This window comes from Luteibacter aegosomatissinici (genome assembly GCF_023078495.1).
Lineage (GTDB): Bacteria > Pseudomonadota > Gammaproteobacteria > Xanthomonadales > Rhodanobacteraceae > Luteibacter > Luteibacter aegosomatissinici.
In genome coordinates this window covers 129,008-154,714 of sequence record NZ_CP095742.1, presented here as the reverse complement: position 1 = coordinate 154,714, position 25,707 = coordinate 129,008, and the positions used below count along the sequence as shown (strand labels likewise).

The 25,707-nt window shown below is 65.0% G+C and carries 27 protein-coding genes and 1 pseudogene; 9 read left to right on the top strand and 19 right to left on the bottom strand.

Annotation, left to right across the window (positions count from 1 at the left end; translation table 11 throughout):
• Window positions 1-75: 75 nt before the first annotated feature.
• On the bottom strand, window positions 76-1,191 hold the full coding sequence (locus L2Y97_RS00720; protein WP_247431647.1) for a serine hydrolase domain-containing protein: 1,116 nt from the start codon (window positions 1,189-1,191) through the stop codon (window positions 76-78).
• Between the two features lie 89 nt (window positions 1,192-1,280).
• On the bottom strand, window positions 1,281-2,264 hold the full coding sequence (locus L2Y97_RS00715) for a LysR family transcriptional regulator (RefSeq protein WP_247431644.1): 984 nt from the start codon (window positions 2,262-2,264) through the stop codon (window positions 1,281-1,283).
• Between the two features lie 198 nt (window positions 2,265-2,462).
• Between L2Y97_RS00715 and L2Y97_RS00710 the strand changes: the two genes are divergently transcribed.
• From L2Y97_RS00710 to L2Y97_RS22440, 5 genes and pseudogenes are all read left to right on the top strand, one after another.
• Window positions 2,463-3,662, top strand: a complete 1,200-nt coding sequence (locus tag L2Y97_RS00710; protein ID WP_247431641.1) for an efflux RND transporter periplasmic adaptor subunit — start codon at window positions 2,463-2,465, stop codon at window positions 3,660-3,662.
• 6 nt (window positions 3,663-3,668) lie between these two features.
• Entirely contained in the window at window positions 3,669-6,857 is a 3,189-nt protein-coding gene (locus tag L2Y97_RS00705) for an efflux RND transporter permease subunit (RefSeq protein WP_247431638.1), read from the top strand.
• 3 nt (window positions 6,858-6,860) lie between these two features.
• Window positions 6,861-8,294, top strand: coding sequence for an efflux transporter outer membrane subunit (locus tag L2Y97_RS00700; RefSeq protein ID WP_247431635.1), 1,434 nt, complete (start codon window positions 6,861-6,863; stop codon window positions 8,292-8,294).
• Window positions 8,291-9,064, top strand: coding sequence for an SDR family NAD(P)-dependent oxidoreductase (locus L2Y97_RS00695; RefSeq protein WP_247431633.1), 774 nt, complete (start codon window positions 8,291-8,293; stop codon window positions 9,062-9,064). The genes L2Y97_RS00700 and L2Y97_RS00695 overlap by 4 nt, the downstream gene beginning before the upstream one ends.
• Before the next feature lie 120 nt (window positions 9,065-9,184).
• Window positions 9,185-9,562 (top strand): annotated as a pseudogene (locus L2Y97_RS22440) (class I SAM-dependent methyltransferase); the annotation flags it as partial.
• 492 nt (window positions 9,563-10,054) lie between these two features.
• Here the strand turns inward: L2Y97_RS22440 and L2Y97_RS00685 are convergent.
• The 9 genes from L2Y97_RS00685 to L2Y97_RS00645 form a co-directional block, all read right to left on the bottom strand.
• On the bottom strand, window positions 10,055-11,224 hold the full coding sequence (locus L2Y97_RS00685; RefSeq protein WP_247431630.1) for an AI-2E family transporter: 1,170 nt from the start codon (window positions 11,222-11,224) through the stop codon (window positions 10,055-10,057).
• Entirely contained in the window at window positions 11,221-11,538 is a 318-nt protein-coding gene (locus L2Y97_RS00680) for a hypothetical protein (protein ID WP_247431627.1), read from the bottom strand. The genes L2Y97_RS00685 and L2Y97_RS00680 overlap by 4 nt, the downstream gene beginning before the upstream one ends.
• A 4-nt stretch (window positions 11,539-11,542) precedes the next feature.
• Entirely contained in the window at window positions 11,543-11,995 is a 453-nt protein-coding gene (locus tag L2Y97_RS00675; RefSeq protein ID WP_247431624.1) for an ABC transporter ATP-binding protein, read from the bottom strand.
• 57 nt (window positions 11,996-12,052) lie between these two features.
• Window positions 12,053-12,475 (bottom strand): ElaB/YgaM/YqjD family protein, encoded by a 423-nt coding sequence (locus L2Y97_RS00670; protein WP_247431621.1) that lies wholly within the window; start codon window positions 12,473-12,475, stop codon window positions 12,053-12,055.
• Between the two features lie 164 nt (window positions 12,476-12,639).
• Window positions 12,640-12,798 carry a DUF1328 domain-containing protein gene (locus tag L2Y97_RS00665; protein ID WP_247331038.1) on the bottom strand — a complete coding sequence of 53 codons (159 nt, stop codon included), beginning with the start codon at window positions 12,796-12,798 and terminating at the stop codon, window positions 12,640-12,642.
• 127 nt (window positions 12,799-12,925) lie between these two features.
• The gene (locus L2Y97_RS00660; RefSeq protein WP_247431618.1) at window positions 12,926-13,576 is read right to left on the bottom strand and encodes a YbhB/YbcL family Raf kinase inhibitor-like protein; all 651 of its coding nucleotides are present in this window, start codon (window positions 13,574-13,576) and stop codon (window positions 12,926-12,928) included.
• A 76-nt stretch (window positions 13,577-13,652) separates the two neighbouring features.
• The gene (locus L2Y97_RS00655; protein ID WP_247431616.1) at window positions 13,653-14,654 is read right to left on the bottom strand and encodes a YheT family hydrolase; all 1,002 of its coding nucleotides are present in this window, start codon (window positions 14,652-14,654) and stop codon (window positions 13,653-13,655) included.
• Window positions 14,651-15,451 (bottom strand): lysophospholipid acyltransferase family protein, encoded by an 801-nt coding sequence (locus tag L2Y97_RS00650; RefSeq protein ID WP_247431613.1) that lies wholly within the window; start codon window positions 15,449-15,451, stop codon window positions 14,651-14,653. Before L2Y97_RS00650 ends, L2Y97_RS00655 begins: the two co-directional genes overlap by 4 nt.
• Before the next feature lie 113 nt (window positions 15,452-15,564).
• Entirely contained in the window at window positions 15,565-16,047 is a 483-nt protein-coding gene (locus L2Y97_RS00645) for an Lrp/AsnC family transcriptional regulator (protein WP_247431611.1), read from the bottom strand.
• A gap of 139 nt (window positions 16,048-16,186) precedes the next feature.
• Between L2Y97_RS00645 and phhA the strand changes: the two genes are divergently transcribed.
• On the top strand, window positions 16,187-17,074 hold the full coding sequence (gene phhA, locus L2Y97_RS00640) for a phenylalanine 4-monooxygenase (RefSeq protein ID WP_247431608.1): 888 nt from the start codon (window positions 16,187-16,189) through the stop codon (window positions 17,072-17,074).
• A 34-nt stretch (window positions 17,075-17,108) separates the two neighbouring features.
• Window positions 17,109-17,390 (top strand): hypothetical protein, encoded by a 282-nt coding sequence (locus L2Y97_RS00635; RefSeq protein ID WP_247431605.1) that lies wholly within the window; start codon window positions 17,109-17,111, stop codon window positions 17,388-17,390.
• A 255-nt stretch (window positions 17,391-17,645) separates the two neighbouring features.
• Here L2Y97_RS00635 and L2Y97_RS00630 read toward each other — a convergent pair whose 3' ends face one another.
• From L2Y97_RS00630 to L2Y97_RS00600, 7 genes are all read right to left on the bottom strand, one after another.
• The gene (locus tag L2Y97_RS00630) at window positions 17,646-18,353 is read right to left on the bottom strand and encodes an SGNH/GDSL hydrolase family protein (RefSeq protein WP_247431603.1); all 708 of its coding nucleotides are present in this window, start codon (window positions 18,351-18,353) and stop codon (window positions 17,646-17,648) included.
• An 18-nt stretch (window positions 18,354-18,371) separates the two neighbouring features.
• A complete protein-coding gene (locus L2Y97_RS00625) occupies window positions 18,372-19,073 on the bottom strand; it encodes an RES family NAD+ phosphorylase (RefSeq protein ID WP_247431600.1) in 702 nt (233 codons plus the stop codon).
• Window positions 19,070-19,471, bottom strand: coding sequence for an MbcA/ParS/Xre antitoxin family protein (locus L2Y97_RS00620; RefSeq protein ID WP_247431598.1), 402 nt, complete (start codon window positions 19,469-19,471; stop codon window positions 19,070-19,072). Before L2Y97_RS00620 ends, L2Y97_RS00625 begins: the two co-directional genes overlap by 4 nt.
• A gap of 70 nt (window positions 19,472-19,541) precedes the next feature.
• The gene (locus L2Y97_RS00615; RefSeq protein WP_247431595.1) at window positions 19,542-21,272 is read right to left on the bottom strand and encodes a DUF885 domain-containing protein; all 1,731 of its coding nucleotides are present in this window, start codon (window positions 21,270-21,272) and stop codon (window positions 19,542-19,544) included.
• 96 nt (window positions 21,273-21,368) lie between these two features.
• Window positions 21,369-22,073 carry a helix-turn-helix transcriptional regulator gene (locus tag L2Y97_RS00610; RefSeq protein WP_247431592.1) on the bottom strand — a complete coding sequence of 235 codons (705 nt, stop codon included), beginning with the start codon at window positions 22,071-22,073 and terminating at the stop codon, window positions 21,369-21,371.
• Between the two features lie 72 nt (window positions 22,074-22,145).
• Window positions 22,146-22,784, bottom strand: coding sequence for a glutathione S-transferase family protein (locus tag L2Y97_RS00605; RefSeq protein WP_247431590.1), 639 nt, complete (start codon window positions 22,782-22,784; stop codon window positions 22,146-22,148).
• A gap of 43 nt (window positions 22,785-22,827) precedes the next feature.
• A complete protein-coding gene (locus tag L2Y97_RS00600) occupies window positions 22,828-23,013 on the bottom strand; it encodes a hypothetical protein (protein WP_247431587.1) in 186 nt (61 codons plus the stop codon).
• Between the two features lie 134 nt (window positions 23,014-23,147).
• Here L2Y97_RS00600 and L2Y97_RS00595 point away from each other — a divergent pair, with 134 nt between their 5' ends.
• Window positions 23,148-24,173, top strand: a complete 1,026-nt coding sequence (locus L2Y97_RS00595) for a class 1 fructose-bisphosphatase (RefSeq protein WP_247431585.1) — start codon at window positions 23,148-23,150, stop codon at window positions 24,171-24,173.
• A 22-nt stretch (window positions 24,174-24,195) separates the two neighbouring features.
• Window positions 24,196-25,122 carry a patatin-like phospholipase family protein gene (locus L2Y97_RS00590; RefSeq protein WP_247431582.1) on the top strand — a complete coding sequence of 309 codons (927 nt, stop codon included), beginning with the start codon at window positions 24,196-24,198 and terminating at the stop codon, window positions 25,120-25,122.
• Here the strand turns inward: L2Y97_RS00590 and L2Y97_RS00585 are convergent, their stop codons facing one another.
• Window positions 25,123-25,707: a TetR/AcrR family transcriptional regulator gene (locus L2Y97_RS00585; protein ID WP_247431579.1), complete on the bottom strand. Its 585-nt coding sequence runs from the start codon at window positions 25,705-25,707 to the stop codon at window positions 25,123-25,125.

The window sequence follows — 25,707 nt, the reverse complement described above, 5'->3', positions numbered from 1 at the left end:
TGCGGTGCACATGCATCGCGTGCAAGCACGCTCCTACAGAAATGGTGGCTTTTGTAGGGCCGTGCTTGCGCGCAATCAGCGTTTGGGCAGGGACTTGAGCACGATGTCGCGGAACAGCCCCTGCGACTGCGGGTGCGCGAAGCGCTCGTTGAATGCCTGGCTGGTGATGACGGCGACGACACCGCGTGACGGCACGACGAACACGTAGTTCCCGCCATTGCCACTCATCGCCCAGACCGGCGTATCCACGCCATCGATGGTGAAGTGGAAGCGCCACCACAGGTAGCCGTACTCGGCGTCCTCGCGGGCCTGCGCGTGCGGCGTGAGCATCGCCGTCACCCACGCCGCCGGCAACACCTGCTTACCCTGCCACTCGCCCCCATCCAGCGCGAGCTGCCCGAATTTCGCGAGGTCGCGCGAGCGGTAGCGCGTGCCACCGCCGCCCATGCCAATGCCTTCGCTGGAGGTGTTCCAGTGCGACTGGGTGATGCCGAGCGGTGCTTCCAGCGCCTCGCGGGCGAACGTGGCCAATGGCTCCTTCACGGACCGCTCCACCGCCGCGCCGGCCACGAAGGCACCCGCGGTGCAATAGGAGAACGCCCGGCCATACGGTGCCTCCGCGGGGCGCTGCACCCACGGCGCATAACCGCGCACCGGCAAATTCAGGGCGAAATCCAGCCAGCGCTCGGAAACGTACATGCGCTCCTCGTTACCGGTGGAGAATGAGTTGTCGTCGTCGCACTCCCAGATCGAGCTCATGGTGAGCAGGTCTTCCAGGGTGATCTTTGCCCGGCGGGCATCGGCCTTCTCGAGCTTCACATCGGGGAAGAACGTGTAGACGGGGGTCTGTACGTCTTTGATGGCCCCCCGCTGGATGGCGGCACCGACCAGCATGGCGGTCAGGCTCTTGGTCGCCGAGCGCACATCGTTCAGCGCGTCGGCCGAGCCATCGTTGAAGTAGCCCTCGTACACCAGCCGTCCGTGGTCGGCTACGACCACGCTGGTGATCTTTTTATAGGTGCCATCGGCCATCTTCGGGCCGAGGCTTTCGAGCGTCGCGGTGTCCCAGCCGAGGCGGGCTGCATCGGCGACCTGCCAGCCATCGGCGCTGGGTTTGGGGGGTACGTAGGTGGCGGCCCAGCCCGGAAAGGCGGCCAGGGCGAACAGGAGTCTGGCAAGTCGATAGCGCATGAAGGAGGCTCCGTGTGAGGAGCCCCCAGTACGCCTTCAGGTCATCTGAAGTGCCTGAAAACCGAATGATGAATTATGAAGGTGGCGGGTTAGGCCACCGCGGCGATAGCCGGCATCTTCTTCTTGCGTACCGCCTCGAGCTCCGCCTGCTGCTGTTCCACCAGGCGACACTGCGGATCGCTCGTGCGCTGGAACAGCTCGCTGGTCCACTCGATGAAGGCCTGGACGCGGGCGGACAGGTGGCGCTTCTGCGGGTACACGATCCACAGGTTGGAGCCGGTCGAGATCGTATCGGTCATGATGATCTCGAGCATCCCCTTGGAAAGCGCGCAGGCCGCCAGGCAGTGCGGGGCCTGGATGATGCCCAGGCCGGCGATCGCCGCCTGGATCACCGATTCGCCGTCGTTGATCATCATGTGGGCGTCGACGTCCACCGAGACGCGGCCGCCCGGGGAATCGAACTGCCACTGCGAGGCCTTGCCGGTAGCCGGGTGCACGAAGTTCACCGCCCGGTGGCTCTTGAGGTCCTCGATGGAACGAGGGGTGCCGTGCCGGGCAAGGTACGCCGGTGACGCACAAAGCACGTTGCTGAAGTGGCCAATCTTGCGCGCGATCAGGCTGGAATCGGCCAGTTCGCCCATGCGAATGGCGCAATCGAAACCTTCCTCGTTCAGATCGAACGGGAAGTCACACATGGTCAGCTCGAGCCGGATATCCGGGTAGCGCTGCTCGAATTCCACCAGATTGGGAATAAGTGCCGCCCGGCCCACGGCCGACGAGGCGGCCACGCGCAACTTGCCCGCCGGCTTGGTCTTGGCGTACCCCAGGGCCTCGGTGGCCTCCGTCAGGTCCGCCAGGATTTCCTTGCATCTTGCGTAGAACGCGCTGCCATCGTCGGTCAACCGTAGCGAACGGGTCGATCGGAAGAACAGCCGCGCACCCAGGCTTTCTTCCAGCCGGGAGATGGCGCGGCTCACCCCTGAAGGGGTCATTTCAAGGTGGGTAGCGGCGGCGGAGAAGCTCTTCGCTTCCACCACCCGGACAAACACGCTGATAGCGGAAAAGTCTTCCATCGCCAGCTCCGGTCTGAAGGTATTCGTGACTCAGCGTCACAGCCGCGATGATTGTAGACCCATTTTTAGCTTGACGCGCAAGACCTAAGTTACGCCCCCTGAGACGGACCGGCTTGACCTCAACCAACGTTGAGGTTGGATCCTGCGCCGCCCGAACCCTTTCGGCTCCCCCTACACACACTCACCGGACTCCCCTCCATGAAGAAGAAAATCCTGTTCGGTTCGTCCGCCCTGGCGGTGGCTATCGCCTCGGCTATCTGGCTCAGCTCGCCGAGCACCCACGCCGCCGACAAGGCCCCGGCCATGCCGACGCCCGAAGTGACGGTGGCCCAGGTCCTGCTCCGCCCCGTCAGCGACAGCAACACCTTCACCGGCCGGATCCAGGCGGTGGATACGATCCAGATCCGCCCGCGCGTCAGCGGCTACGTCGATTCGGTGCACTTCGTCGAAGGCGCCACGGTGAAGAAGGGCGACCTGCTCTTCACCATCGACCCGCGCCCCTACCGCGCCGAGAGCGACCGCCTGGCGGCTAACCTGGCCCAGGCCAGGGCCGAGGCGAAGAACGCCGATGCCAACGCGGCCCGCGGCGCGAAGCTGGTGCAGCAGCACGCTGTCTCACAGGAAGAGGCCGATCGCCTGGATACCGCGGCCGCCAGCGCCAAGGCGCAGGTCGCCTCGGTACAGGCTGCGCTCGACAACGCGCGCCTCAATCTTTCGTTCACCGAGGTGCGTGCCCCGGTCGATGGCAAGGTCAGCAACGCGCAGATCACCGCCGGCAACCTCGTCACGCCCACCGATACGCTGACCAGCGTCGTCACCACCGATCCGATGTACGTGTACTTCGACGTGGATGAGCAGAGCTTCCTCAAGCTCGATCGGCTGCGCCGTGCCAACGGCCACGCGCCGGAAGTAGACATGGGCCTCGCCGACGAACAGGGCTACCCGCACATCGGCAAGATCGACTTCATCGATAACCAGGTGAAGGCCGGTGCCGGCACGATCCGCCTGCGCGCGGTGTTCCCGAATGCCGATGGCGCATTCACGCCGGGCCTGTTCGCCCGCGTCGAACTGCGCAGCGGCAACACGCAGCCGCGCGCACTCATTGACGACAAGGCGGTCGGCACCGACCTGGGCAACAAGTTCGTCTACGTGGTCGGCAAGGACAAGAAGGTGGAATACCGCCGCGTGTCCACTGGTGCGCTTGTCGATGGCCTGCGCGTTGTCGACAGCGGCCTGAACGCCGAGGACGTCGTGATCGTGAATGGCCTGCAGCACGTGCGCCCCGGCGTCGAAGTGAACGCCAAGCGCGTCGCCATGGCCTCCCTGGTACCCGATAGCGCGCGCAACGTCGCCAGCCGCCCCGCCGGCGTCGATAGCGTTGCGCAGGCGAAGGACTGATCCACCATGAAAATCGCTCAATTCTTCGTAGAGCGCCCGATTTTAGCGGGCGTGCTGTCGGTGTTGTTCCTGATCGCGGGCAGTATCGCCGTGTTCAAGCTGCCGATCAGCGAGTACCCGGAAGTGGTGCCGCCCACCGTCGTGGTGAAGGCGACCTACCCCGGCGCCAACCCCAAGACCATCGCTGAAACCGTTGCCACGCCGCTGGAAGAGCAGATCAACGGCGTGGAAGGCATGCTGTACACCTCCTCGCAGTCCACCAGCGACGGCGCGATGACGCTCACCGTCACGTTCGCGCTGGGCACCGACCTGGATAACGCCCAGGTGCAGGTGCAGAACCGCGTGGCCCAGGCGCAGCCGCGCCTGCCCGAGGAAGTGCAGCGCCTCGGCGTGACGACGACCAAGAGCTCGCCCGACCTGACCATGGTCGTGCATCTCACGTCGCCGGATAACCGCTACGACATGCTCTACCTGTCGAACTACGCGCGTACGCACATCAAGGACCAGCTCGCCCGTCTTGATGGCGTGGGCGATGTGCAGCTGTTCGGTGCGGGCGAGTACAGCATGCGCATCTGGATGAACCCGGAGAAGCTGGCCATCCGCAACCTCACCACGGGTGACGTGGTCAATGCGATCCGCGAGCAGAACATCGAAGTCGCTGCTGGTGCGCTGAACGCACCTCCCGGCCCGAACAGCAACGCCTTCCAGGTGAACATCAACACCCGCGGCCGCCTGATCACGGAGGATGATTTCTCCAACATCATCATCCGCAGCGATGGCGCCTCGGTCACCCACCTGCGTGACGTGGCTCGCGTCGAACTGGGTTCGAACAACTACGCGCTGCGCAGCCTGCTCAACAACAAGGAAGCCGTTGCGATCCCCATCTTCCAGCGCCCGGGATCGAACGCGATTGCGATCTCGGATGAAGTGCGTGCCGAGATGGCCACGCTGAAGAAGGAATTCCCGCAGGGCGTGGATTACTCCATCGTCTACGATCCGACCGTATTCGTTCGCGGTTCGATCGAGGCCGTGGTGCATACGCTGTTCGAAGCGATCATCCTGGTCGTGCTCGTCGTCATCCTGTTCCTGCAGACCTGGCGCGCCTCGATCATCCCGCTGGTCGCCGTGCCGGTGTCGCTTATCGGTACGTTCGCGATCATGTACGTCGCGGGCTTCTCGCTTAACGCGCTTTCGCTGTTCGGCCTGGTGCTCGCCATCGGCATCGTGGTGGATGACGCGATCGTCGTGGTCGAAAACGTCGAACGCCATATCGAGCATGGGCTCGAGCCGAAGATGGCCACGCGCCAGGCCATGACCGAAGTGACCGGGCCGATCGTGGCCACGGCCCTCGTGCTGTGCGCCGTGTTCGTGCCCGCTGCGTTCATCAGCGGCCTTACCGGCCAGTTCTATCGCCAGTTCGCGCTGACGATCGCCATCTCCACGGTGATCTCGGCCTTCAACTCGCTGACGCTTTCCCCCGCACTCGCCGCGATCCTGCTGAAGGGCCGCGACGAGCCGAAGGACAAGCTCACGGTGTGGATGGACCGCAGCCTCGGCTGGCTGTTCCGCCCGTTCAACCGCACGTTTGACAAGGCCTCGCACGGCTACGTCGGCGGCGTGAAGAAGATCCTGCGTTTCTCGGCCGTGGTGCTGGTGCTGTACGCGGGCCTGGTGGGCCTGGGCGTACTCGGCTTCGCCAAGACCCCGACCGGCTTCGTACCGACCCAGGACAAGCAGTACCTGGTGTCGTTCGCGCAGCTGCCGGATGCCGCCTCGCTCGACCGTACCGAAGGCGTGATCCGTCGCATGGGCGATATCGCGCTGAAGGATCCGGGCGTGGAAAGCGCCGTGCAGTTCCCGGGCCTGTCGATCAATGGCTTCACCAACAGCACCAATGCCGGCATTGTGTTCGTCACGCTGAAGCCGTTCGAAGAGCGCCGCTCGAAGGATCTCTCGGCCGAAGCGATCGCTGCCCGCCTGAACGGTCAGTTCGCGTCGATCCAGGATGCCTATATCGCGATCTTCCCGCCCCCGCCGGTGAACGGCCTGGGCACGATCGGCGGTTTCCGCATGCAGATCGAAGACCGCGGCGACATGGGCTTCGAGGAGCTGTTCAAGCAGACCCAGGGCATCATTGCGCAGAGCCAGAAGACACCTGAGCTGGCCCACCTGTTCACCAGCTACCAGGTGAGCGTGCCGCAGTACGACGCGGATATCGATCGCGAAAAGGCGAAGTCGGAAGGCATCGACCTGAGCGATGTGTTCCAGACGATGGCCGCGTACCTCGGTTCGCTCTACGTCAACGACTTCAACCGCTTTGGCCGCACCTACCAGGTCAACGTCTCCGCCGAGCCGGACTTCCGCCACGAGCCGTCGGATGTGGCCAACCTGAAGACGCGCAATGCCGCAGGCGATCTCGTACCGCTGGGTTCGTTCCTCACCGTCCGCCAGAGCAACGGCCCGGATCGCGTGCAGCACTACAACGGTTACCCCACCGCCGAGATCAACGGTGGCGCGGCGCCGGGGTACAGCACCGGCCAGGCCCAGGCGGCGATGGAGAAGCTGGTTCAGGCCAATCTGCCTAACGGCATGACCTACGAGTGGACGGAGCTGACCTACCAGCAGATCCTCGCTGGCAATACCGCGGTACTCGTGTTCCCGCTGTCCGTGCTGCTGGTGTTCCTGGTGCTGGCCTCGCTGTATGAAAGCCTGAGCCTGCCGCTGGCCGTGATCCTGATCGTGCCGATGGTGCTGCTGTCCGCGATTACCGGTGTGATCCTGACCGGTGGCGACAACAACATCTTCACCCAGATCGGCCTGATCGTGCTCGTAGGCCTGGCCTGCAAGAACGCCATCCTGATCGTGGAGTTCGCCCGCGAAGCCGAGATCGAAGGCATGAACCGCGTGGATGCCGTGCTTGAAGCGGCCCGCCTGCGTCTTCGCCCGATCCTGATGACCTCGTTCGCGTTCATCATGGGCGTGGTGCCGCTGGTGACCTCGCACGGTGCCGGTGCGGAGATGCGCCACGCGATGGGTGTGGCGGTTTTCGCCGGCATGCTCGGCGTCACCTTCTTCGGCCTGATCTTCACCCCGCTCTTCTATGTGCTGATCCGCGCGTGGAACGAACGCTCCGAGGCAAAGCGTGCTGCTCGCCGCGAGCGTCGCCTTCTTGAACACGCGGCTCGTGAGGTCTGATCCATGAAAACGATTCTTCGTTCCACGGCCTTGTTCGCCGCCCTGGTCCTCGCTGGCTGTGCCAGCGTGGGCCCGGATTACCACGCACCGAAAGAACACCCGGTCACGCTGCAGGGCGTCGATGCCACGCAGCAGACGACGGCCAACTTCCAGGCGCAGTGGTGGAAGCAGTTTGGTGACCCGACGCTGGATAGCCTGATCCAGCGTGCGGCCACGAACGCCCCTGATCTGAAAATCGCCCTCGCCCGCCTGAACCAGGCGCGCGCGGCACTCGGTACGGCGAAGTCGCAGCAGATCCCTGACGTGGAAACGGGCGTGTCCTACACCCGCAGCCGCGAGCAGCAGCCGGGCTTCACCGACCAGCGTGTCACCACCACGGCGTACCAGGCAGGCTTCGATGCCTCCTGGGAACTCGATCTGTTCGGCGGTATTCGTCGCTCGGTGGAAGCCGCCCGTGCCGATGCCGCCGCGGGCGAAGCGTCGGTGCAGGATGCGCAGGTCACGTTGTTCGCCGAAGTGGCGCGCAACTATTTCGACCTGCGTGGCACCCAGCTACGCATCGATGTGGCCAAGCGCGATATCGCCAACCAGCAGGACTCGATGAAGGTGATCCAGGCGCGTGTCGATGTGGGCACGGGTGCCGAGCAGGACCTGGCCAGCGCGAAGGCGCGCCTGGCCTCGGTGGAAGCACAGTTGCCCGTGCTGGAAACCCAGGCCTCGGCCGACCAGTTCCGCATCGCGGTGCTTCTGGGCGCGCGCCCGGGTGAGCTGGATATCGATCTCTCGCCGGCCACGTTCAAACCGATCGATGTGAGCATCGCGATCGGTGGCGCGGATGACGTATTGCAGCGCCGGCCGGATATCCGCATCGCCGAGCGTGAGCTCGCCGCTGCAAATGCACGCATCGGCGTCGCGAAAGCGGACTGGTTCCCGCACATCTCGCTAGGCGGCTTTATTGGCTTCCTCGCAGGCCGTAGCAATGACTTCGGTGGAGCCGATTCACGCGCGTTTTCGCTGGCCCCGAGTATCTCCTGGCAGGGCCTGAACGTGCAGCGTGTCGCCTCCGGCGTAAAGGGTGCGAAAGCCCGCGCCGAGGAGGCCCATGCGAACTACGACCGCACCGTGCTCACGGCGCTGGAAGATGTCGACAATTCGCTGGTCGGCTTCAACCAGCAGCGCGAGCGCGTGGAGAAGCTGCTCGTGCAGGCGAAGGAAAGCCGCCGTGCGGCGGAACTTGCCAAGCTTCGCTACGACGCAGGCCGTACGGACTACCTTGAGTTGCTCGACGCCGAGCGCACCCAGCTCTCGGCAGAAGACCAGCTTGCGGAAGCCGAAGCCGCGATCAACGTCCGTGCCGTCCAGTTGTACAAGGCGCTCGGCGGTGGCTGGGAGGCCTGTGGCAATACCTCGTGTAGCGAGGTTGCAAAGGTGCCATGAGCAGCGCGAAGGTTCACCGCCTGCCGGTGCGGGCGAAGCGGCCAACCACGGTCGCCATGGACCCGCCGCTCACCCAGCGCATCGCGCTGGTGAGCGGCGCCAGCCGCGGAATCGGCCTGGAAGTCGCCAAGCAGCTGGCAGCGTTAGGCATCACCGTGTTCATGGGCATGCGCGAGCCATCCAGGGGCGATAAGGCCCTGAAGGCGGTTCGAGAGCTCGGGGGTGATGCGTATGCCATCAAGCTGGATGTCACCAAGGCACGTGACATCGAGGCGGCCATCGCCCACATCGAAGGGCGTTTCGGCCGGCTCGATATCCTGGTGAACAACGCCGGCGGGTACTACGACCATAGCGGTAAATCGGCGGACAACGACCTCACGAATATTCGCGGTGCGCTGGACGTCAACCTGCTTGGTGCGTGGTCACTAACGGCAGCCGCGTTGCCGCTGATGCGCCGCCACGGCTATGGCCGCGTCGTGAACGTCTCCAGCGAATGCGCGGTGCACGCCATGTGCGGCGAAAAGGCGCCCGCCTATCGCATCTCCAAGGCCGCGCTCAACGCCTACACCCAGGTCATCGCGAAGGAAATGCAAGGCAGCGGCATCCTGATCAACGCCGTTTGCCCCGGCTGGACCGCCACCGATCTCGGCGGCGCGGGCGGTCGTCCCGTGGCCGAGAGCGCGGAAGGCATCGTCTGGGCCGCCCTGGTCAGCGAACACGAAGCCGGCACCGGCGACTTCTACCGCGACCGCGCCCGTATCGCCTGGTAACCCAGGCGATACCGCCCCCTGTAGGAGCGCGCTCGCGCGCGATACACCCCCGCGACATGCTCCCATCGCGCGCAAGCGCACTCCTGCAACCTCATGGGCGCGTGACGGCACTCACGCAGCATGAGCGTGAATCCGGCCCCGGCCCGTGGGTTGCTTGGCGATACCACGGCGCGCGACTACAGCGAAAAGCTGCGGCGCTTCAATGCGTTCGCGGAGCCCGAACTTCGCCAGGCCATCGCCAGCCTTGGACTGGAACCTGGCATGCGCGTGCTGGATGCCGGGTGCGGCACGGGTGAAGCGCTTGCCTGGATCGCCGGGCATGTGACGCCCGGCGGCACGGTGGTCGGCATGGACCTCGCCCTGCCCCACGTGGTGGCTGCGAGGGCGATGGGTAACACGGTGAACGCAGACGTGCTTCTGCCACCGTTCGCCGATAGCACCTTCGATCTCATCTGGTCGGTCAATGTCATCCATCACCTCCGCTCACCCGAGGATGGCGTACGCACGCTGGCGGCATTGCTTCGCCCCGGCGGCCGTATCGCTCTCGGGCAGAGTTCCTTCCTGCCGGACATGTGCTTCGCGTGGGATGCGCGGCTTGAGCGCGTGGTCAATGAAGCCGTTCGCGCGTACTACCGGGACAGGTACGGTGTGGATGAGCGGCGACTCGCGGCCGTGCGTGCAAACGTCGGCCTTCTTCGCGCGGCAGGGCTAAGCAACGTGCAAGTGCGAACGTACGCGATAGACCGCATTACACCGTTGCGCCACGCGGATGAACGTTACATCGTCGAGACGTTGTTCCGCGACTCATGGGATGAGCGGCTTAAACCCTATATGGAAGCCAATGACTTTGCAGCATTGAAAAAGCTCTGCGACCCCACGCACGATGCCTTTGCGCTCGCCCGGGCGGATTTTCATTTCTTGCAAACCTTCACCCTGGCCATCGGGACGTCGCCCTTGGAGGAGCGCGCTCGCCAGCGATGGGCGTTCGGGTCAGCGCGAAATGATATGCGCGAACCATTCCCACCCGCGCAGCCGGGCCGTGATCAACTTCACGCAGGTCAGCATCGGCACGGCGAGGATCGCGCCTGGGATGCCCCAGATCCAACCCCACAACAGCAGCCATAGCAGGATGGCTACCGGCGACAGGCGCGAGCGGCGGCCCTGCAGCATCGGCGTGATCATATTGCCTTCGACAGCGGTGATGCCCGCGAAGGTGGCGGCAGGCAGCAGGGCCGGGCCAAGCTCCTGGAAATGCAGCGCGCCCACCACGGCGAGCACGGTGGTGGTGCTGATCGCGCCCACGTAGGGAATGAAGTTCGCCACCGTGGCGAAGCAGCCCCACAACAGGGGGTCGGGCACGCCATACAGATACAGCATGGCCGCGGTCACCAGGCCCAGTGTCACGTTGATGGCGGCCGTGAGCAGCAGGTAGCTCGATACCTCGACCTGGATGCTGCGGACAATGCTGACCGTGTGTCGCTTGTAGGCAAAGGTCGGCGATATCTCGACCGCTCGCCGGAGGATCTCGTCGCCATACACGAGGAAGAAGAACACGAGCAGCGCGACGGTAAGCACGCTCGCGATGATCTTGGGCGCGGTCGCGACGATATCCCACGCGGTGAAGGAAAAGCTGTTCGGCTGGGCGGCCACGCGCGAGACCGTGCCACCGACCAGCGTCTGCGTCGCACGGCTCGCCGCTTCGATCTGCTGGGTCATCGGCTTGATCTTGGGCGCGAATGCGCGCATCGCCGCCGGTGCTTCATGGAACCAGTTCAACGCGGGTTCCGAGAGCGTACCCACGGCAGTGACGATGCCGGTGCCGAGCAAACCCATGACCACCATGGCCGCAAGCCAGCGCGGGATACGCCAGCGCGCCGCCGCGGCCACGATCGGGTTTAGCGCCAGGCCGATGAAAGCGGCCAGGACCAGCGGCACCAGCAGCGACTTGCTGATGGCCACGGTATAGAGCAGCGCCAGCAGGATGAGGCCGGTCAGTCCAATGCGTATTGCGCGCAGGTTGCGCGAAATACGGCGTACGTTGTTGCTTCCCCCCGGCTTGCGGCGCGCGGGGCGTGACGACGGGGTGGCTAACGTGGCTACGGCAACACCGGGCGCCACCGAGGTTACGGGCGCAGGGAGAGGATTGGGTGACTCGTTCACGTTGCCTCGTCGGCGGCATCCGCCGCATCACCGGCCATTTCGCCCAGGAAGCTGCCGGCGGCGATGGACACGATCTTGCCGACGATATCGGCCGTGCCACCCGCTACGAGGTTGCTGACGCCCGGAATGCCGAGCGGATTGACCTTGACACTGCTGAGCAGGAAACCGGACCCGGCGGCGAGGCCGAGCACGGTCAGTGGATGTTCGTAACCACGGGCAATGAGCGCAGCAGCGGGTTCGACGGTTTCAGCGCGCGCGGCGACGACGCGTGCGCGCGCCGCGGTCACTTTCGCCATGCTGCTGAAAATACCCATCGCCTCAATCCCTCTCGCGGAGTTCGCCCTCGGCCTTGCCCTGCGCCGCCGCCTGCTTTGCCAGGGTGGCCAATTCGGCACGGGTGGCCGGCAGGGTAAGCCAGCGCATGGCGTGACGGAAGACCAGAATGGCCAGCAACAGCAAAATGACCTGGATGCCCGCCAGGGCAGCCAGCGCCCACGCCCAGGATCCGAACCACTGCGCGAGCGCCCAGCCCACCAGCGCCAGCAAGGTAAAGCCCAGGCCGACGGCGAACGTGATCGCCGCCAGGCCCATGAACAGCATGAGGACGATGCCGCTGCGCGCGAGCCCGAGCTCGGCACTCGCCAGCTTCAGCTGGGCCGCGAAAAGGTTCTTGAGCCCCTTGCCCAGGCGGCGCAGATCATCTATCCAGGCCGGCATGGACAGCGACGGCCCACCGGCCGGCGCATCGTCGCCGGGCGGCGGGTTTTCCATCCTGTCCTGCCCTGAGGATCCGTCTTCAAGCATGCATCAGCCCCTGGGCGTACCGAATCAGTTGCGCAGGATGCGGCCGGCGAGCCAGCCGGCCGCCACGGCCAGCGCAATCGACTGGACAGGCTTCTCGCGCACGTACTCACGGGCGACATCCAGCCAGTCGTTTGCCTTGTCCACGGCATCGTCGTACGCCTCCTTGCTGCGCAGCTTGGCCTCTTCGGCCTTTTCCGCAGCGCGCGTGGCGCCGTGGGCCGCGCGGTCGGTGGCGTTGTGCAAGCTCGACTCGACGCGATCCGCCGTACGGTCCACCGCTTCCTTGGTGCGGTCGGCGGCACGGTCCACCGCATCGCGGGTGCGGTCGACGGCATCGGAGGTGGCCTGCTTCACCCGCTCGGCGCGTTCCTCAATGCGCGCGGCGGCCGTCACGGTGTTCGCGGCGGCGGTGGCGGCGTTGGCGACGTGGTCCTCGGGCTTGGTCATGGCTGTCTCCGGGTGTTCGGGCGTTGGGATGGGGGAGCTTAGGGGGCACAAGGTGATGTGGAGGTAGTCGCCAGCGGGGATCGCGCGCAAGCGCGCTCCTACAAAGCCGTGGCGCACCCACCCCCGGGGCAAGCTGGCGGAATAAACCGACCGGCTTGCCGAGACTACACGCTGCGACCGCGGAAGAACGAAATGATGGCCAGGATCAGGAAGATGATGAACAGGATCTTGGCGATGCCGGCTGCGGTACCCGCGATGCCACCGAAACCGAAGATCGCCGCGATGATGGCGATGACCAGGAATACCAGGGCGTAGTGCAGCATTGTCGTTCCTCCCTCCGGGGTTTGCGCCACCATTTAGGCGCGCTCTCCGCGCAGGGGGTGTGAAGCACTGCGCGCACAGCCTAGATCCGTTCATGTAGGAGCGCGCTCCTACAGGTTCACACAGCCGTCACGCGTGGACCTTGGGGTTGAGCGAATAGGTGCCGGTAATCACCGCCTCGTCGACCACATGGCCTTTGATCACATCACGCAGCTCGGCCAGGTTGAAGCCGTTTTCCAGTTCCACCGACGGCACGTCCAGCGCGTACACGTGGTAGTGGTAGTGGTGCACGATCGAGTCGTTCCACGGCGGGCAGGGGCCATCGTATCCGTGGTAATGGCCTTCCATGTCCGCATCACCCTTGAACCATTCGGTGTAGCTGTTAAGGCCCTGCACCGAACCCGGCGGGCCGACCAGGTCATCCTTGATCTTGCCGTTGCCCTTGCCGCGCGGGACGATGCCTTCGCCGCAGGCGCCTTCCGCCAACTCGCGGCATTCCAGCGGGATATTGGCCATGAGCCAGTGCACGAACTCGACGCGCGGCAGGTTGCGCGGCACCTCGCGGCCCTCGACATTGACGTCGTCGGCCTTCGAGGGCACATCCGTATCGATCACCGCGATGACGAACGACCGCGCCTTGTCAGAGACCTCGGTCCACGCGAGGTGCGGGGTCGCGTTGCCACCCGGCTTGATCCGCTCCGGTGCCGGCGCCGGGCCCATGAAGGCATTCCTTTCCGGAACCGGCTTGCCGTTCTCGATGCTGTCGCTCTTCAGTCGCATGCTGCTCTCCTTCTACTTCTCATAGGTAAGGCTGTAGATCGCGCGCCAGCGTGACACTGCCAACGCGAAGGCGGAGTTAGCGCGCGATAGCGTCGAAACGGGCGGCGATGTAGTCGTCGGTAAAGCTGGTCATGCCGAAGTCGCGGATAAACCCGCAGTGGCCGCCGTAGTGGGCGATGTCGAGTTCCACGTTGGCCGGCAGGTCGAGCTGGTCGAAGGCAGCCACGGGAATCACGGGGTCATCGCGCGAGGTAAGGATGGTGGCCGGGATGTGCAGGCCCTTGAGGCGATCGCCGGCAACGGAGTACCCATCGAGGTAGCTCTCAAGGGACCCGAAATCCGTGTGCCGCAATACCAGCGAGCGCGTAAGGTCGCGCATGTTCTGGTTGAGTTCGTCCAGCTCGAAATAGGTCTGCTGGGGGAACGCCTGCTGCTTCTGGCGCAATGAACGCCGCCATTTGCGCATGAAGTACGCCTGGTAGATCCATGGCGCATCGCTCTCCAGTGAGAACAGGCCTTCGGCCGGATCGATGATCGGGCAGATGGCGCATACGTAATCGAGCGGCACGGCCTCGCGCGTAGCCAGCATGGCGGCGCGCAGGGCGAAATTGCCGCCCAGCGAGAAGCCGGCCAGCCCCACCGCCCGGGCGGGGAACATGCGGCAGATTTCCCCGAGCGCCACGACGACTTCGTCGATCCGGCACGAATGAAACAGCGCTTCGTTCAGGCCGTGGCTATCGCCGTGGTCTCGGAAGTTCAGGCGGAAGATATCCCACCCGTCTTCGAGCAGGCGGCTACCGGTCTGCAGCACATAGGTTGAATCGACGCTACCTTCCCAGCCATGGAACAGGATGGCCAGGCCGCGCGATTCACCGCCCGTCGTCTGTGCCGTGTAGCGGCCGCTGAGGCGGTCGCCGTGGCCGACATCGACCAGCACCTCACGTGCTTCTTCCTGGACCTGGTGCGCGCGCTTGGGCAACAGCCAGCGGCGAATGCCGCTGGAGGAAAGCATGGTCTGGATGTGGCCGCTGCGCAGCGGCCACGGGGGATGGAAATCGGCGCCCGTTGGCAGGCTCATGCCGGCGTATCGGTATCCAGCGCCAGCGCGATGCGCTCGCGGGCCGTCTCGGCCATGCGCCGGCGGCCGTCGGCCGAGGTGGCCACGGGTTCAAGGAAGTGCACTTCCACGTCGAGCGGCGGGCCGCCGAGCAGGCGCACGATGTTGCCCACGAAGCTCTCGTGCTCGCGGAAGCCGGCGTCGATCACCCGCCGGCCATGGCTGGCGAAGCGCAGGGCGACGGGCTGGACCGGAACCTCGGCATCGAGCGCCGCCTGGAAGATACGTGCGTGGAACACCCGGAGCACGCCGTTGTGGCCGGTGCCGCCTTCGGGGAACACCGCGACCGAACGGCCTGCCTTAAGGCGCTCGACCATGACCGCCATGACCGAGGCCAGCGAGTGGTTATTGCCGCGGCGGTGGAAGATGGTGCCGCCCTTCGCGGCCATCCAGCCGACCAGCGGCCAGCGGGCGATCTCGGCCTTGGCGACAAAGCACGCGGCGCGCTGGGAATGGAGCAGCACGATGTCCAGCCACGAGGTGTGGTTCGCCACGAACAGCACGGCATCCGGCAGCGGCGTGCCTTTGCGGTAAACGGTGAAACCGAAGATCCGCAGCAGCCACGTCGACCACAGGCGGATGGCCCGGTGGGCCAGCGGCTCCCGGCCGTTTTTCATCACGGCCGTCGACCAGCTCAGGATGAACGCGCAAATGAAAATCGCGAAGACAAGGTGCGCGATGACCAGCGGCACGCGCCACAGGTAGCGCAACGGGCGCATGCGGTCGCGTGGGGCGGTATTGGCGGTGGCGGCTTCCATGGAGCGCACAAGATTAACGACGCGACGACTCCGCCGCTAGAGCGATCTTAATTTCTCCTTAAACCACCGGCATTTGTAGGAGCGCGCTTTAGCATTTATCCGGGGTTTCGCGCTCAAAGGGGCCTGGCATTGCCTAGCGGCAGGGCTGTGCTGGCCTTGACGGTGCGCAGGACGAAGCTCGTATTGACGTCCGCCACCCCGGCCGCGTTGAGCAGCCGATCGAGCAGGAACGCCGAGAACCCGTCCAGGTCGGCCACGTAAACCTGGAGCAGATAGTCCATGTCGCCGGTTAGTGCGTGGCAGGCCACCACCTCGTCCCAGTCGGCCACCGTGGCGGAAAAGGCGGCCACCGCCTCGCTCTCGTGCCGGGATAGCTGCACGCGGACAAAGGCCTGCAGGCCCAGGCCGATGGCCCGCGGTTCCAGCCGGGCGCCGTAACCGGCGATAACCCCATCGGACTCCAGTTTCTGTACGCGGCGCAGGCAGGCCGAGGGTGAAAGGTTCACCTCGGTGGCCAGGTCGGCGTTGCTGATGCGGCCATTGGCCTGAAGCGTGGCCAGGATGCGCAAATCGGTACGGTCGAGGGTGCCTTGCATGGAAATGTCGCCAGATCGATCCTGTACGCAATATCATTGCACAATCATTGGCAATTCGTGCAATAACACAAGCCTGTTGCGGGGATTTGGCCGTAAGCTGTTGCCATCACCCACCGCAGCAGCCCCAAGGAGGCCCGCCATGGACACCCCCCGTCGCGTCGAACACCAGCAGACCGACCGCGGATACGTGCCCGTCTATGCGACCGGCATCGTGGAGCAGCCGTGGGCGAACTATTCGAAGACCGACCACGAGGTGTGGGACACCCTGTACAAGCGCCAGCGCGAGCTGCTGCCGTCCTATGCCTGCAAGGAATTCCTGGAAGGCGTGGAACGCTTTGGCTTTGGCGAAGGTGGTATCCCGCGTTTTGATGACCTGAACAAGGTGCTCGCCGAGGCCACGGGCTGGCAGATCGTGGCCGTGGAAGGCCTGCTCCCTGATGAAGTGTTCTTCGACCACCTGGCCAACCGCCGCTTCCCGGTGAGCTGGTGGATCCGCCGTCCCGACCAGCTGGATTACCTCTCCGAACCGGATCTGTTCCACGACCTGTTCGGCCACGTGCCGCTGCTGCTCAACCCCGTGTTCGCCGATTACATGCAGGCCTACGGCAAGGGCGGCATGAAAGCCCATGCCATCGGGCCCGAAGCGCTGATGAACCTCACGCGCCTGTACTGGTACACGGTGGAGTTCGGCCTCATCAACACACCCGAGGGCATGCGCATCTACGGCGCCGGCATCGTCAGCTCCAAGGGCGAATCCATCTACTCCATCGATTCGCCATCGCCCAACCGCATCGGGTTTGGCCTGGAGCGGGTGATGAACACGAAGTACCGGATCGATACCTACCAGCAGACATACTTCGTGATCGACAGCTTTGACCAGCTCTTCGATGCCACGCGCCCGGACTTCACGCCGATCTACGAAAAGCTCGCCCACGGTTCCGCCGTCGCGGCAGCCGAGGTTCTCGAATCGGACAAGGTGTTCCAGCGCGGCACCCGCGAAGGCTTCGCTTCCGGCGAAGACAACTGAAACTCAACGGCGGCCTAACGAACGGCCCCCTACGATGGAACCATCCAAGGTCGAACAGGGTGGGTCCATCGTGGTTGTCTTCGATATTCCGTTTGAGTCGGTCGGTCCGGGCCTCTGGCTTCTGCAGAAGAACGAATCCGAATATGGCGAGTTCTGCTCGCGCGATGACGCACTGGAGTGCGCCCTGACCGAGGCAAGGCGCCTCGAGGCACGGGATGCGCTCTCCGACATCGTGTTGAACATCGAAGGCAACGACGGCGTGTGGCGTGCATTCGATACATCGATCCGCCCTTATGCGGGCCGCATGCGCAGCTGACGCTATCCGGTACACGGAGCAAGCGACGACGGGTCGGCGAAAGCCGACCCGTTATTTTTTTGTCAGACAAAAAACCCAGGCAAAATAAAACCCCGGCAGCTAGGGGAGGAGCTGCCGGGGTCGCGTCGGGTCCAGGCTATCAGGGGAAATAGCGGGACCCGGGACAATCGCGCGGTTCGAAAACCACCGTTTGCCAACAGGTCGCCTCTCGGCGATCGAATACTTAGATAAGGGCGGCGCCGTGAAGTTCCCGTACTACTTCGTGGCTTCGTTTGGGCTCTGTTTAACTTGGGCGGCCATCGCGTGGTCGGCCAGCCACGGCTTCACCTGCGCCACCCACAGGGCGTAGCCCTGCGGGCTCATGTGCAGGCCATCCGCGACGAACAGATCCGGTTTGGGCTGGCCGTTCGCATCGACCATGGCGGGCGCCACATCGAGGAACGCCACCCCCTTCTCCTTCATGGCCTGGTCGCGCACGAGCTGGTTGGCGAGATCGATCTGCGGCAACAGGTTCAGGCGAGCGATGCTGGGCTTGATCGAAATGAAAGCGATGGGAACTTGCGGATCGTAGGAACGCACCTTCGCCACGAAAGCGGTGAAATCGTCGCGCACCTGCTCCGGGCTGTCGCCGTTCTGCAGGTCGTTATCACCGGCATACACCACGATCGCCGCCGGGTGGTACGGCTTGACGATGCGATCGGCGAACGCCGTGCTGTCATCGAGATCGGATCCGCCGAAGCCCCGGTTGATCACTTTGTAGCCAGGAAAATCGGTATCGAGCGTCTTCCAGAACCGGATGGAGGAACTGCCGATGAAAAGCACCGCGTGCTGCGGTGGGGGCGCAGCCTTGTCCGATGCTTCGAAAGCCTGGATATCAGGCTCCCACTTGGCGTGGTCGTTATCCTTGGCGGCGGCGCCGAAGGCGAGGAACAGCAGGGTGAGGACGATCGTCAGGCGTTTCATCCCCCGACCGTAACCCGATTAGGTGCCGCGCGACAAACCCTGGCGTTCCACGGGTGTGACCTTGAGCACCGCTTCAATGCGCTGGCCATTCCATCGGTAAATGAAGTGTTCTGCCTGTGTGCAGGGCGCGACCACATCCGGGTAGAACGCCGCCACGCATTCACCGCCCGCGTGCCGGGCGCTGTCGTACACGATGCCGTTGGAACCGCTGTCGCGAAGTTCGCGGGCCAGTTTCACGCTTGCCGAGTAGGAATCGGGATCGTGTTCCGCCGGCCAGCCACCGCGGATGTCGTGGAACCGACCGGCGATCGATGTGCGATAGCAACGCACCTGCACGTCGGTCGGTGGTTCTTTCGTCGCGGCCATGAACGCCTCGCGATGAAACACCGTCTCCTCGATGGCGGTGGCCACCGTGTGCGCCGCGTAGAACACACCCCAGTGCCCATCGCTGAAGCGGCTGCCATCCGGCGATATATGCGCAAACGCCGCCATGACCGGGCTGGACCCTGGCCCTGCGATGCGGCGCTCGGGCGGGACCAGGCTCAACGCGCCGATTTCGTCGCGCAGGCGCGGGTTGGTCAGCGATTCGATCTGCATCACCGCGTCGATGTCCTTGGGATCGGCAATGCGATCGAACAGGCCGACGGGTGGGAAACGGCTGGAAACGATGCGGTACGCGTGGCTCCAGCGGATGCGGCGGAGCGGTGGCGCGGCGCTCATCCGTTCCAGCCGCGCTGGGCGTCCAGGTATTGGCGGACGACGTAAAGGTCGGCGACGTTGCCGGAAAGCATGCGATCCAGCGCCGAACGGCCGCCGAACAGGGGGGCGTCGTTAGGCTTGCGTACCCAGGCATCGGCCTGGGAGGGGTCGGGGAAGAGGATCTGCAGGTCTTTCCAGATACCGAGCAGATAGCTGATCCGCTCGATGACATCGCGCGACGGCGAACCTTCCTGCTGCTTCTTCCACTTGAAATAGGTGGATTCGGGCGGATCGCCCAGCAACGTGCGCTGCTCCGCGCCCTTCAGCTTCCAGTGGTCGGCCAGGCTGAAAAAGGCCCGGAGGGCAGGCCCGCCAAGGTCGCCGCCAGGGGTGGGTTCGGTTCGGATGGCTGGACGCATCACAACTTCACCTGTGGAGTTGTGATGCATCATACTACATACGTGTAGTCTTTGGTGTAGGGGCGCGCGGTTAGCCCTTCCGGCTGGTGATCCACGCATCCACGCGCTCTTCCAGCACCGGCATGGGCACGCTGCCCATCGCCAGCACCATGTCATGGAACGCGCGCAGGTCGAATTTCTCGCCCAGCTGCTTTTCCGCGCGCTCGCGAAGTTCGCGGATCTTCAGGTAGCCCAGCTCATACGACAGCGCCTGGCCGGGCCAGCTGATGTAGCGGTCCACCTCGTTGGCGATCTCGCGCTGGCTCAGCGCCGTGTTTTCGGTCAGGTAATCGATCGCCTGCTGGCGGGTCCAGCCCAGGTGGTGGATGCCGGTATCAACCACCAGGCGGCACGCCCGCCACATCTGGTAGGTGAGATAACCGAAGCGCTCATAGGGCGTGTGGTAGATGCCCATCTCTTCGCCCAGGTACTCCGAGTACAGCGCCCAGCCCTCGCCATACGCCGAGATATACCCATCGCGGCGGAACGCCGGGAGGCCCTGCTGCTCGGCGGACAGCGCCAGCTGCAACGCATGGCCCGGCATCGATTCGTGCAGCGTGAGCGCCGGCATATTGAACAGCGGACGTGACGGCAGGTCGTAAGTGTTCACCAGGTACACATCGGCACCACCGCGGCCGGAGGTGTAGTACGGCGCGATATCCGCCGGCACCGGCTTGATGGCGAACCGCTGGCGCGGCAGCAGGCCGAAGTACTTCGACAGATCGCCATCCACCTGCTTGGCCACCCACGCGGTGCGCATCAGCAGTTCATCGGGCGTCTTCGCGTAGAACTGCGGATCGGTACGCAGGAACCGCAGGAATGCCGGGAAATCGCCCTTGAAGTCGGTTTCCTTCATCACCTCGAGCATGCGTGCGTGGATGCTTGCCACCTCGCGCAGGCCGATCGCGTGGATCTGGTCGGGGGTGAGTTCCAGCGTGGTGTATTCGCGGATCTGCTGCAGGTAATACGCCTTGCCATCGGGCATGGCTTCGGCCGCGAGCGTGGCGCGCGCCTTCGGCAGGTACTCATGGCGGAAGAAGGTGAGCAGCTTGCCGTAAGCGGGAATCACGCCTTTCGCGATGGCATCGCGTGCCTGCGCGCGCAGCGCCTCCGCATCCTTCGCCGGCATCGTCGCAGGCATGTGTTTGAACGGCTCGTATAGTGCGCTGTCTTCCGGGCTCTTCAGCTCCGCCACTGCCGCGATCGACACGTCGCGGCCATCGAGCACGGCGCGCGGCACGGTGAAGCCACGCGCCAGGCCCAGGCGCATGTTCGCGATCTCCTGGTCCATCCAGTTGGGGATCTGCTTCAGGCGCGCCACATAGGCGTTGTAATCATCCCGCGTACGCAGGTCGTCGCCGTGCATCACGTAGCCCACATCGGACCAGAACGCCGAGTCGCTGTTGAACGGCATCTGCCACTGGCCGAAGCGCTGCGCGGCGGCCAGGTTGTACACCTGCTCGCGGTAGACCTCGAAATCGATCCGCGCTTCGTCGCCCAGCTCGCGCTTGTCGATCCGGTCAAGCTGCGCCAGCACGTCGTTCCAGTAGGCCAGCCGTTTGGCCTGGTTCGTCGCATCCACGGTATCCAGGCGGCCATCGCCCGGCTGAGCCTCACCCGAGGTGAGGATGCCGGCCTGCCCGTTGCGCCACGACCACTCCTTCTCGTAAATCGCCTTGAAGGCGTCATCCGCCTGCTGGCTGGCGTGGGCGGCACCGGCGAAAAGGCCGGCGAAGGCAATGGCGCGGATCCAGGGGGTCATGCGGCTTCCAATGGGGGGACGTGGAGAGACCCGATGATCGCATGGGGCGCCAGGCGATGACCCGTGACATTGGTCGGGCATGGCTCCTGTAGGAGGTTATTCCAGGCCGCCGTAGTAGCCGCGGATGGTCTCGAGGAACGTTTTCAGGTCGCGGCCAGGCACATCCTTGAACGTTTCGCCGGATTCGCGGAGCGCCTCGATGCGATCGGGCCGGAAATTGCGGAAGTCGTCGCGGTGGCGGCACCACGCCGTCAGCGTCCATGCACCACCCCAGAACGACAGGCAGAGCGGCTCGACTTCGCGTGTGCTCGGACGGCCTTGCACATCGCGATACTCCAGGCACAGCACATGCCGCTGCAACACCGCCTCGTGCAGGCGATCAAGCAGTTGCGCAACGCGGTTCTGCTCCGGATCGCGCCAGATCGGCGCGAAGATTTTCGACTGTGCGGCGCGTTCGCGAAGATCGGGCGGAAGCACGGCTTCGATCTTGATCAGCGCCGCCTGCGCCTGCCGCGCCAGGCGCTCGCCGGCGAAGGCACGCACGAAACGCGTACCGGCGACCAGCGCTTCGAGTTCGTCGGCCGAGAACATCAGCGGCGGAATATCCGAGCCCTTGCGCAGCAGGTAGCCGACGCCGGCTTCGCCCTCGATGGGCACGCCGGAGAGCTGGAGATCCGCCACGTCGCGATAGACCGTGCGCAACGAGACCTCGAGGGTTTCGGCCAACTGCCGGGCAGGCAGCGCCGTGCGCCGCCCACGCAGGGCGTTGATGATGAGGAACAGGCGGTCGGCGCGGCGCATTCGCACATCATCGCTTTCCGCGCGACGCGCGGGAAGCGATGGAAGTCACGGCGCCGGACCATGCCCACGGCCTCAGGCGGCAGCCCGCTGCTGGGCGCGGGCGAGCGCCTCGTCCTGCTCGGCAGCCCGGATGATGGCCGGGCGCACCTTCAGGCGGGCCACGTAGCTCTCGAACACGGGGCGCCGCATGACCAGGCCAAACGACATCGTGTAGTCCAGCGCATTGGCCCAGAGGATATCCGCCGCCGTGAACCGGTCGCCGAGCAGCCACGGCCCCGTTTTCAGCTGCGCCTCGATGAGCGCCAGCACCGTGTCGTGGTCGCCATAGGGGCATGTGCCGGCCGGGGGCACGGCGTTGTTCATGTACTTGTCCAGCACGGCCGGTTCGAAGCACGACCCGTAGAACGCCAGCCAGCGCAGGTACGGCCCACGCAATGGATCGCCCAGGCCCGGTGCCAGCCCGGCCTGGGGGAACAGATCGGCCAGGTAGTTGAAGATCGCCGGCCGCTCGGTGACCAGCTGGCCGTGGTGCGAGATGGCCGGCACCTTCCCCATCGGATTCACCTTGAGGTAAGCCGCCTGGCGTTGTTCACCGGCGGCGAGGTTCAGCACATGCATGTCGTACTGGGCGCCCAGCTCCTCCAGCAACATGAGCGTGCTGGTGGAGCGGCTCTGCGGGCCATGATGGAAAACGATGCGGCTCGTGTTCATTCCCTTCCCTCTTCTCTCAAGTGCCTGATGTGTGTGCAGGAGCTCATTTCACTGCCAGGTAGCGACCGGGGCGCCAGGTGGCCGGGCGCTCCTCCGCAGGCTTGCGGGCAGCCGGGCTGGCCTTGCCGCGCGGCTGATCCGCTGCAAAGCGGTACTGGCCGTCCATAAACAGCCCGCGCTGGCCGACGGGTGCGTAGAGATCGGCGATACGATCCAGGAAACGGTTCATGGCTGCGCATTCCCCAATGCTTCGGTAGGGAAGAGTGTGCGCGGGGGCTACTGACAACGTACTGTCAGCAGGCCCCTCTGGCGCCATTCACCCGGCACCCGGACAATGCGTGCTTTCGTGCCCGGGCCCTTGTGATGACGAAACCGATTTCATTGATCCAGTTCCTGATCGAAGAGAAGCGAGCTGGCCACGTTTACAGCGAGCTCAGCCTGCTGATCGAGGTGGTGGCGCGCGCCTGCAAGCGCATCTCCGTGGCCACCGGCAAGGGTGCACTGGGCGGGGTACTGGGTAACGCCGGCTCGGACAACGTGCAGGGCGAGGCGCAGAAGAAGCTGGACGTGATCTCCAACGAGATCCTGCTCGAAGCCAACGCCTGGGGTGGCCACCTCGCCGCCTGCGCGTCCGAGGAAATGGAAGACCCGCAGCCGATCCCGGACGCTTACCCCAAGGGCCACCACCTGCTGCTGTTCGATCCGCTGGATGGCTCGTCGAACATCGACGTGAACGTGTCGGTGGGTACCATCTTCTCGGTGCTGCGCTGCCCCGATGGCGTCACCGAGCCCACCACCGAGGATTTCCTGCAGCCGGGTACCGCGCAGGTCGCCGCAGGCTACGTGGTGTATGGCCCGAGCACCCTGCTGGTGCTGACGTTCGGCCACGGCGTGCACGAATTCACCCTGGATCGCGAGCACGGCAGCTTCGTGCTGACCAAGCGAGACATCACCATCCCGGCCGAAACGGGCGAGTTCGCCATCAATATGTCCAACCAGCGCCATTGGGAAGCCCCGATGCAGCGCTACATTGGCGAACTGCTGGCCGGCACAACGGGCCCGCGGGGCCGGGACTTCAACATGCGCTGGGTGGCATCCATGGTGGCCGACGTACACCGCATCATTACCCGCGGCGGCGTGTTCTTCTATCCGCTGGACGCCAAGATCACGGCCAAGGGTGGCACCGGCAAGCTGCGCCTGATGTACGAAGCCAACCCCATGGCCTTCATCATCGAGCAGGCCGGCGGCGCGGCCACCACCGGCCGCGAGCGGATCATGGCGATCCAGCCCACGGGCCTGCACCAGCGCGTCCCGGTGTTCCTTGGCTCGAAGCACGAGATCGAGATCGCCACCCGCTACCACCTTGAAGCCGACCAGACCCGCGGCTAAACCCTCCCGAGACCCCGACGACATGATGTCCCGCCGCCTTAGCCTGATCCCGCTCCTGCTGGCCTGCCTGCTCACGGGCTGCTTTGGCGGCGGCGCCACCAAGCCCGACCAGCGCCCCGATAACGCGGTACCGGTGCTGGCCGCCAAGCCACGCATCGGCCTGGCGCTGGGCGGCGGTGCCGCGAAGGGCTTCGCCCATATCGGGGTCATCAAAATGCTGGAAGCCAGCGGCATCCACGTGGATGTCGTTTCGGGCACCAGCGCCGGCAGCGTGGTCGGCGCGCTTTACGCCAGCGGCATGGATGCCTTCCAGCTGCAGGAAACGGCCTTCTCGCTCGACGAAGGCCGCATCCGCGATGTGCGCTTCTTCTCCGGCGGCATGGTGCAGGGGCAGAAGCTGCAGGATTACGTGAACGAGCTGGTGAAGCAGCAGCCGATCGAAAAGCTGCGTACGCCGTTCGCCGCCGTCGCCACCGTCCTGGAGACGGGTGACCGGGCCATCTTCGTCAGGGGCAACACGGGCCAGGCGGTACGTGCCTCCAGCAGCATCCCGGGCGTGTTCGAGCCGGTGGAGATCAACGGCAAGCATTTCGTCGATGGCGGCGTGGTCAGCCCGGTCCCGGTCGATGCCGCGCGCCAGCTCGGCGCCGATATCGTGATCGCGGTGGATATCTCGGCCCGCCCTGACGGCAGCAACCCTGCCAACATGGTCGGCATCGTCGGCCAGTCCATCACCATCATGGGCCGCAAGCTCGCCGAGCAGGAGCTTGGCCGGGCGGACATCGTGATTCGCCCGAAAGTCGGGCAGATCGGCCCCACGGATTTCGACCAGAAGAACGTGGCCATCCTGGAAGGCGAACGCGCCGCCCTCGCGGCCATGCCCGCGATCAAGGCAAAGATCGCGGAAAAGACGGCCGCCATGGGCAAGCCGCCTGTTCCCGCGAAGTAATCAGCCGGCTTCGATCAACGCCAGTGCGGACTGGCGCCCCACGTGCAGCAGGTCATCGGACATCGCGCCATCCGCTACCGCGCGCGCCAGTGCGAGTGAACCCACCATCGAGGCCAGCACCGCCGTGGCCAGCGTGCGCCGGCGCTTGCCACGTACCGTCTCCGGCAACGTGGACGCGATGAGCTCAAGCATGCCGCCGACGCCTTCAGTGAACACGGCGCGCGTTTCCTCGGGCCGGCGGGCCAGCTCGCTGGCGAGCGATGCGGCGACGCAACCGTTCGCGGGGTTATCGCGATGGTCCGTGGACAGGTATTCGTTGACCAGCGCGCGATAGCGTTCGCCGCGCGAATGGGCCACCCGATCGGCCATGCGCTGGGTGGCCTCGGCAACGCCACTGGCAACGCACTCCCGTACCAGATCCTCCTTGGAGGGGAAGTGGTTATAGAAGCCCCCCTGGGTCAGGCCGACGTCGCCCATCAGGCTGACGACCCCGACCGCATCAATGCCATCGGCGCGAAACCGCTCCGACGCTGCTTCGACAATCCGCTGTCGTGTCAGCTCCTTATGGCCCTTCTCGTAACGCAT

Coding starts and splice junctions, on each gene's coding strand:
- L2Y97_RS00625 (WP_247431600.1), bottom strand. CDS start 19,073: ATGAGCGCCGCGCCACCGCTCCGCCGCATCCGCTGGAGCCACGCGTAC.
- L2Y97_RS00585 (WP_247431579.1), bottom strand. CDS start 25,707: ATGCGTTACGAGAAGGGCCATAAGGAGCTGACACGACAGCGGATTGTC.
- L2Y97_RS00680 (WP_247431627.1), bottom strand. CDS start 11,538: ATGGGTATTTTCAGCAGCATGGCGAAAGTGACCGCGGCGCGCGCACGC.
- L2Y97_RS00610 (WP_247431592.1), bottom strand. CDS start 22,073: ATGCGCCGCGCCGACCGCCTGTTCCTCATCATCAACGCCCTGCGTGGG.
- L2Y97_RS00710 (WP_247431641.1), top strand. CDS start 2,463: ATGAAGAAGAAAATCCTGTTCGGTTCGTCCGCCCTGGCGGTGGCTATC.
- L2Y97_RS00655 (WP_247431616.1), bottom strand. CDS start 14,654: ATGAGCCTGCCAACGGGCGCCGATTTCCATCCCCCGTGGCCGCTGCGC.
- L2Y97_RS00615 (WP_247431595.1), bottom strand. CDS start 21,272: ATGACCCCCTGGATCCGCGCCATTGCCTTCGCCGGCCTTTTCGCCGGT.
- L2Y97_RS00630 (WP_247431603.1), bottom strand. CDS start 18,353: ATGAAACGCCTGACGATCGTCCTCACCCTGCTGTTCCTCGCCTTCGGC.
- L2Y97_RS00665 (WP_247331038.1), bottom strand. CDS start 12,798: ATGCTGCACTACGCCCTGGTATTCCTGGTCATCGCCATCATCGCGGCG.
- phhA (WP_247431608.1), top strand. CDS start 16,187: ATGGACACCCCCCGTCGCGTCGAACACCAGCAGACCGACCGCGGATAC.
- L2Y97_RS00650 (WP_247431613.1), bottom strand. CDS start 15,451: ATGGAAGCCGCCACCGCCAATACCGCCCCACGCGACCGCATGCGCCCG.
- L2Y97_RS00660 (WP_247431618.1), bottom strand. CDS start 13,576: ATGCGACTGAAGAGCGACAGCATCGAGAACGGCAAGCCGGTTCCGGAA.
- L2Y97_RS00700 (WP_247431635.1), top strand. CDS start 6,861: ATGAAAACGATTCTTCGTTCCACGGCCTTGTTCGCCGCCCTGGTCCTC.
- L2Y97_RS00645 (WP_247431611.1), bottom strand. CDS start 16,047: ATGCAAGGCACCCTCGACCGTACCGATTTGCGCATCCTGGCCACGCTT.
- L2Y97_RS00670 (WP_247431621.1), bottom strand. CDS start 12,475: ATGACCAAGCCCGAGGACCACGTCGCCAACGCCGCCACCGCCGCCGCG.
- L2Y97_RS00675 (WP_247431624.1), bottom strand. CDS start 11,995: ATGGAAAACCCGCCGCCCGGCGACGATGCGCCGGCCGGTGGGCCGTCG.
- L2Y97_RS00590 (WP_247431582.1), top strand. CDS start 24,196: ATGATGTCCCGCCGCCTTAGCCTGATCCCGCTCCTGCTGGCCTGCCTG.
- L2Y97_RS00635 (WP_247431605.1), top strand. CDS start 17,109: ATGGAACCATCCAAGGTCGAACAGGGTGGGTCCATCGTGGTTGTCTTC.
- L2Y97_RS00620 (WP_247431598.1), bottom strand. CDS start 19,471: ATGCGTCCAGCCATCCGAACCGAACCCACCCCTGGCGGCGACCTTGGC.
- L2Y97_RS00605 (WP_247431590.1), bottom strand. CDS start 22,784: ATGAACACGAGCCGCATCGTTTTCCATCATGGCCCGCAGAGCCGCTCC.
- L2Y97_RS00720 (WP_247431647.1), bottom strand. CDS start 1,191: ATGCGCTATCGACTTGCCAGACTCCTGTTCGCCCTGGCCGCCTTTCCG.
- L2Y97_RS00600 (WP_247431587.1), bottom strand. CDS start 23,013: ATGAACCGTTTCCTGGATCGTATCGCCGATCTCTACGCACCCGTCGGC.
- L2Y97_RS00715 (WP_247431644.1), bottom strand. CDS start 2,264: ATGGAAGACTTTTCCGCTATCAGCGTGTTTGTCCGGGTGGTGGAAGCG.
- L2Y97_RS00695 (WP_247431633.1), top strand. CDS start 8,291: ATGAGCAGCGCGAAGGTTCACCGCCTGCCGGTGCGGGCGAAGCGGCCA.
- L2Y97_RS00705 (WP_247431638.1), top strand. CDS start 3,669: ATGAAAATCGCTCAATTCTTCGTAGAGCGCCCGATTTTAGCGGGCGTG.
- L2Y97_RS00595 (WP_247431585.1), top strand. CDS start 23,148: ATGACGAAACCGATTTCATTGATCCAGTTCCTGATCGAAGAGAAGCGA.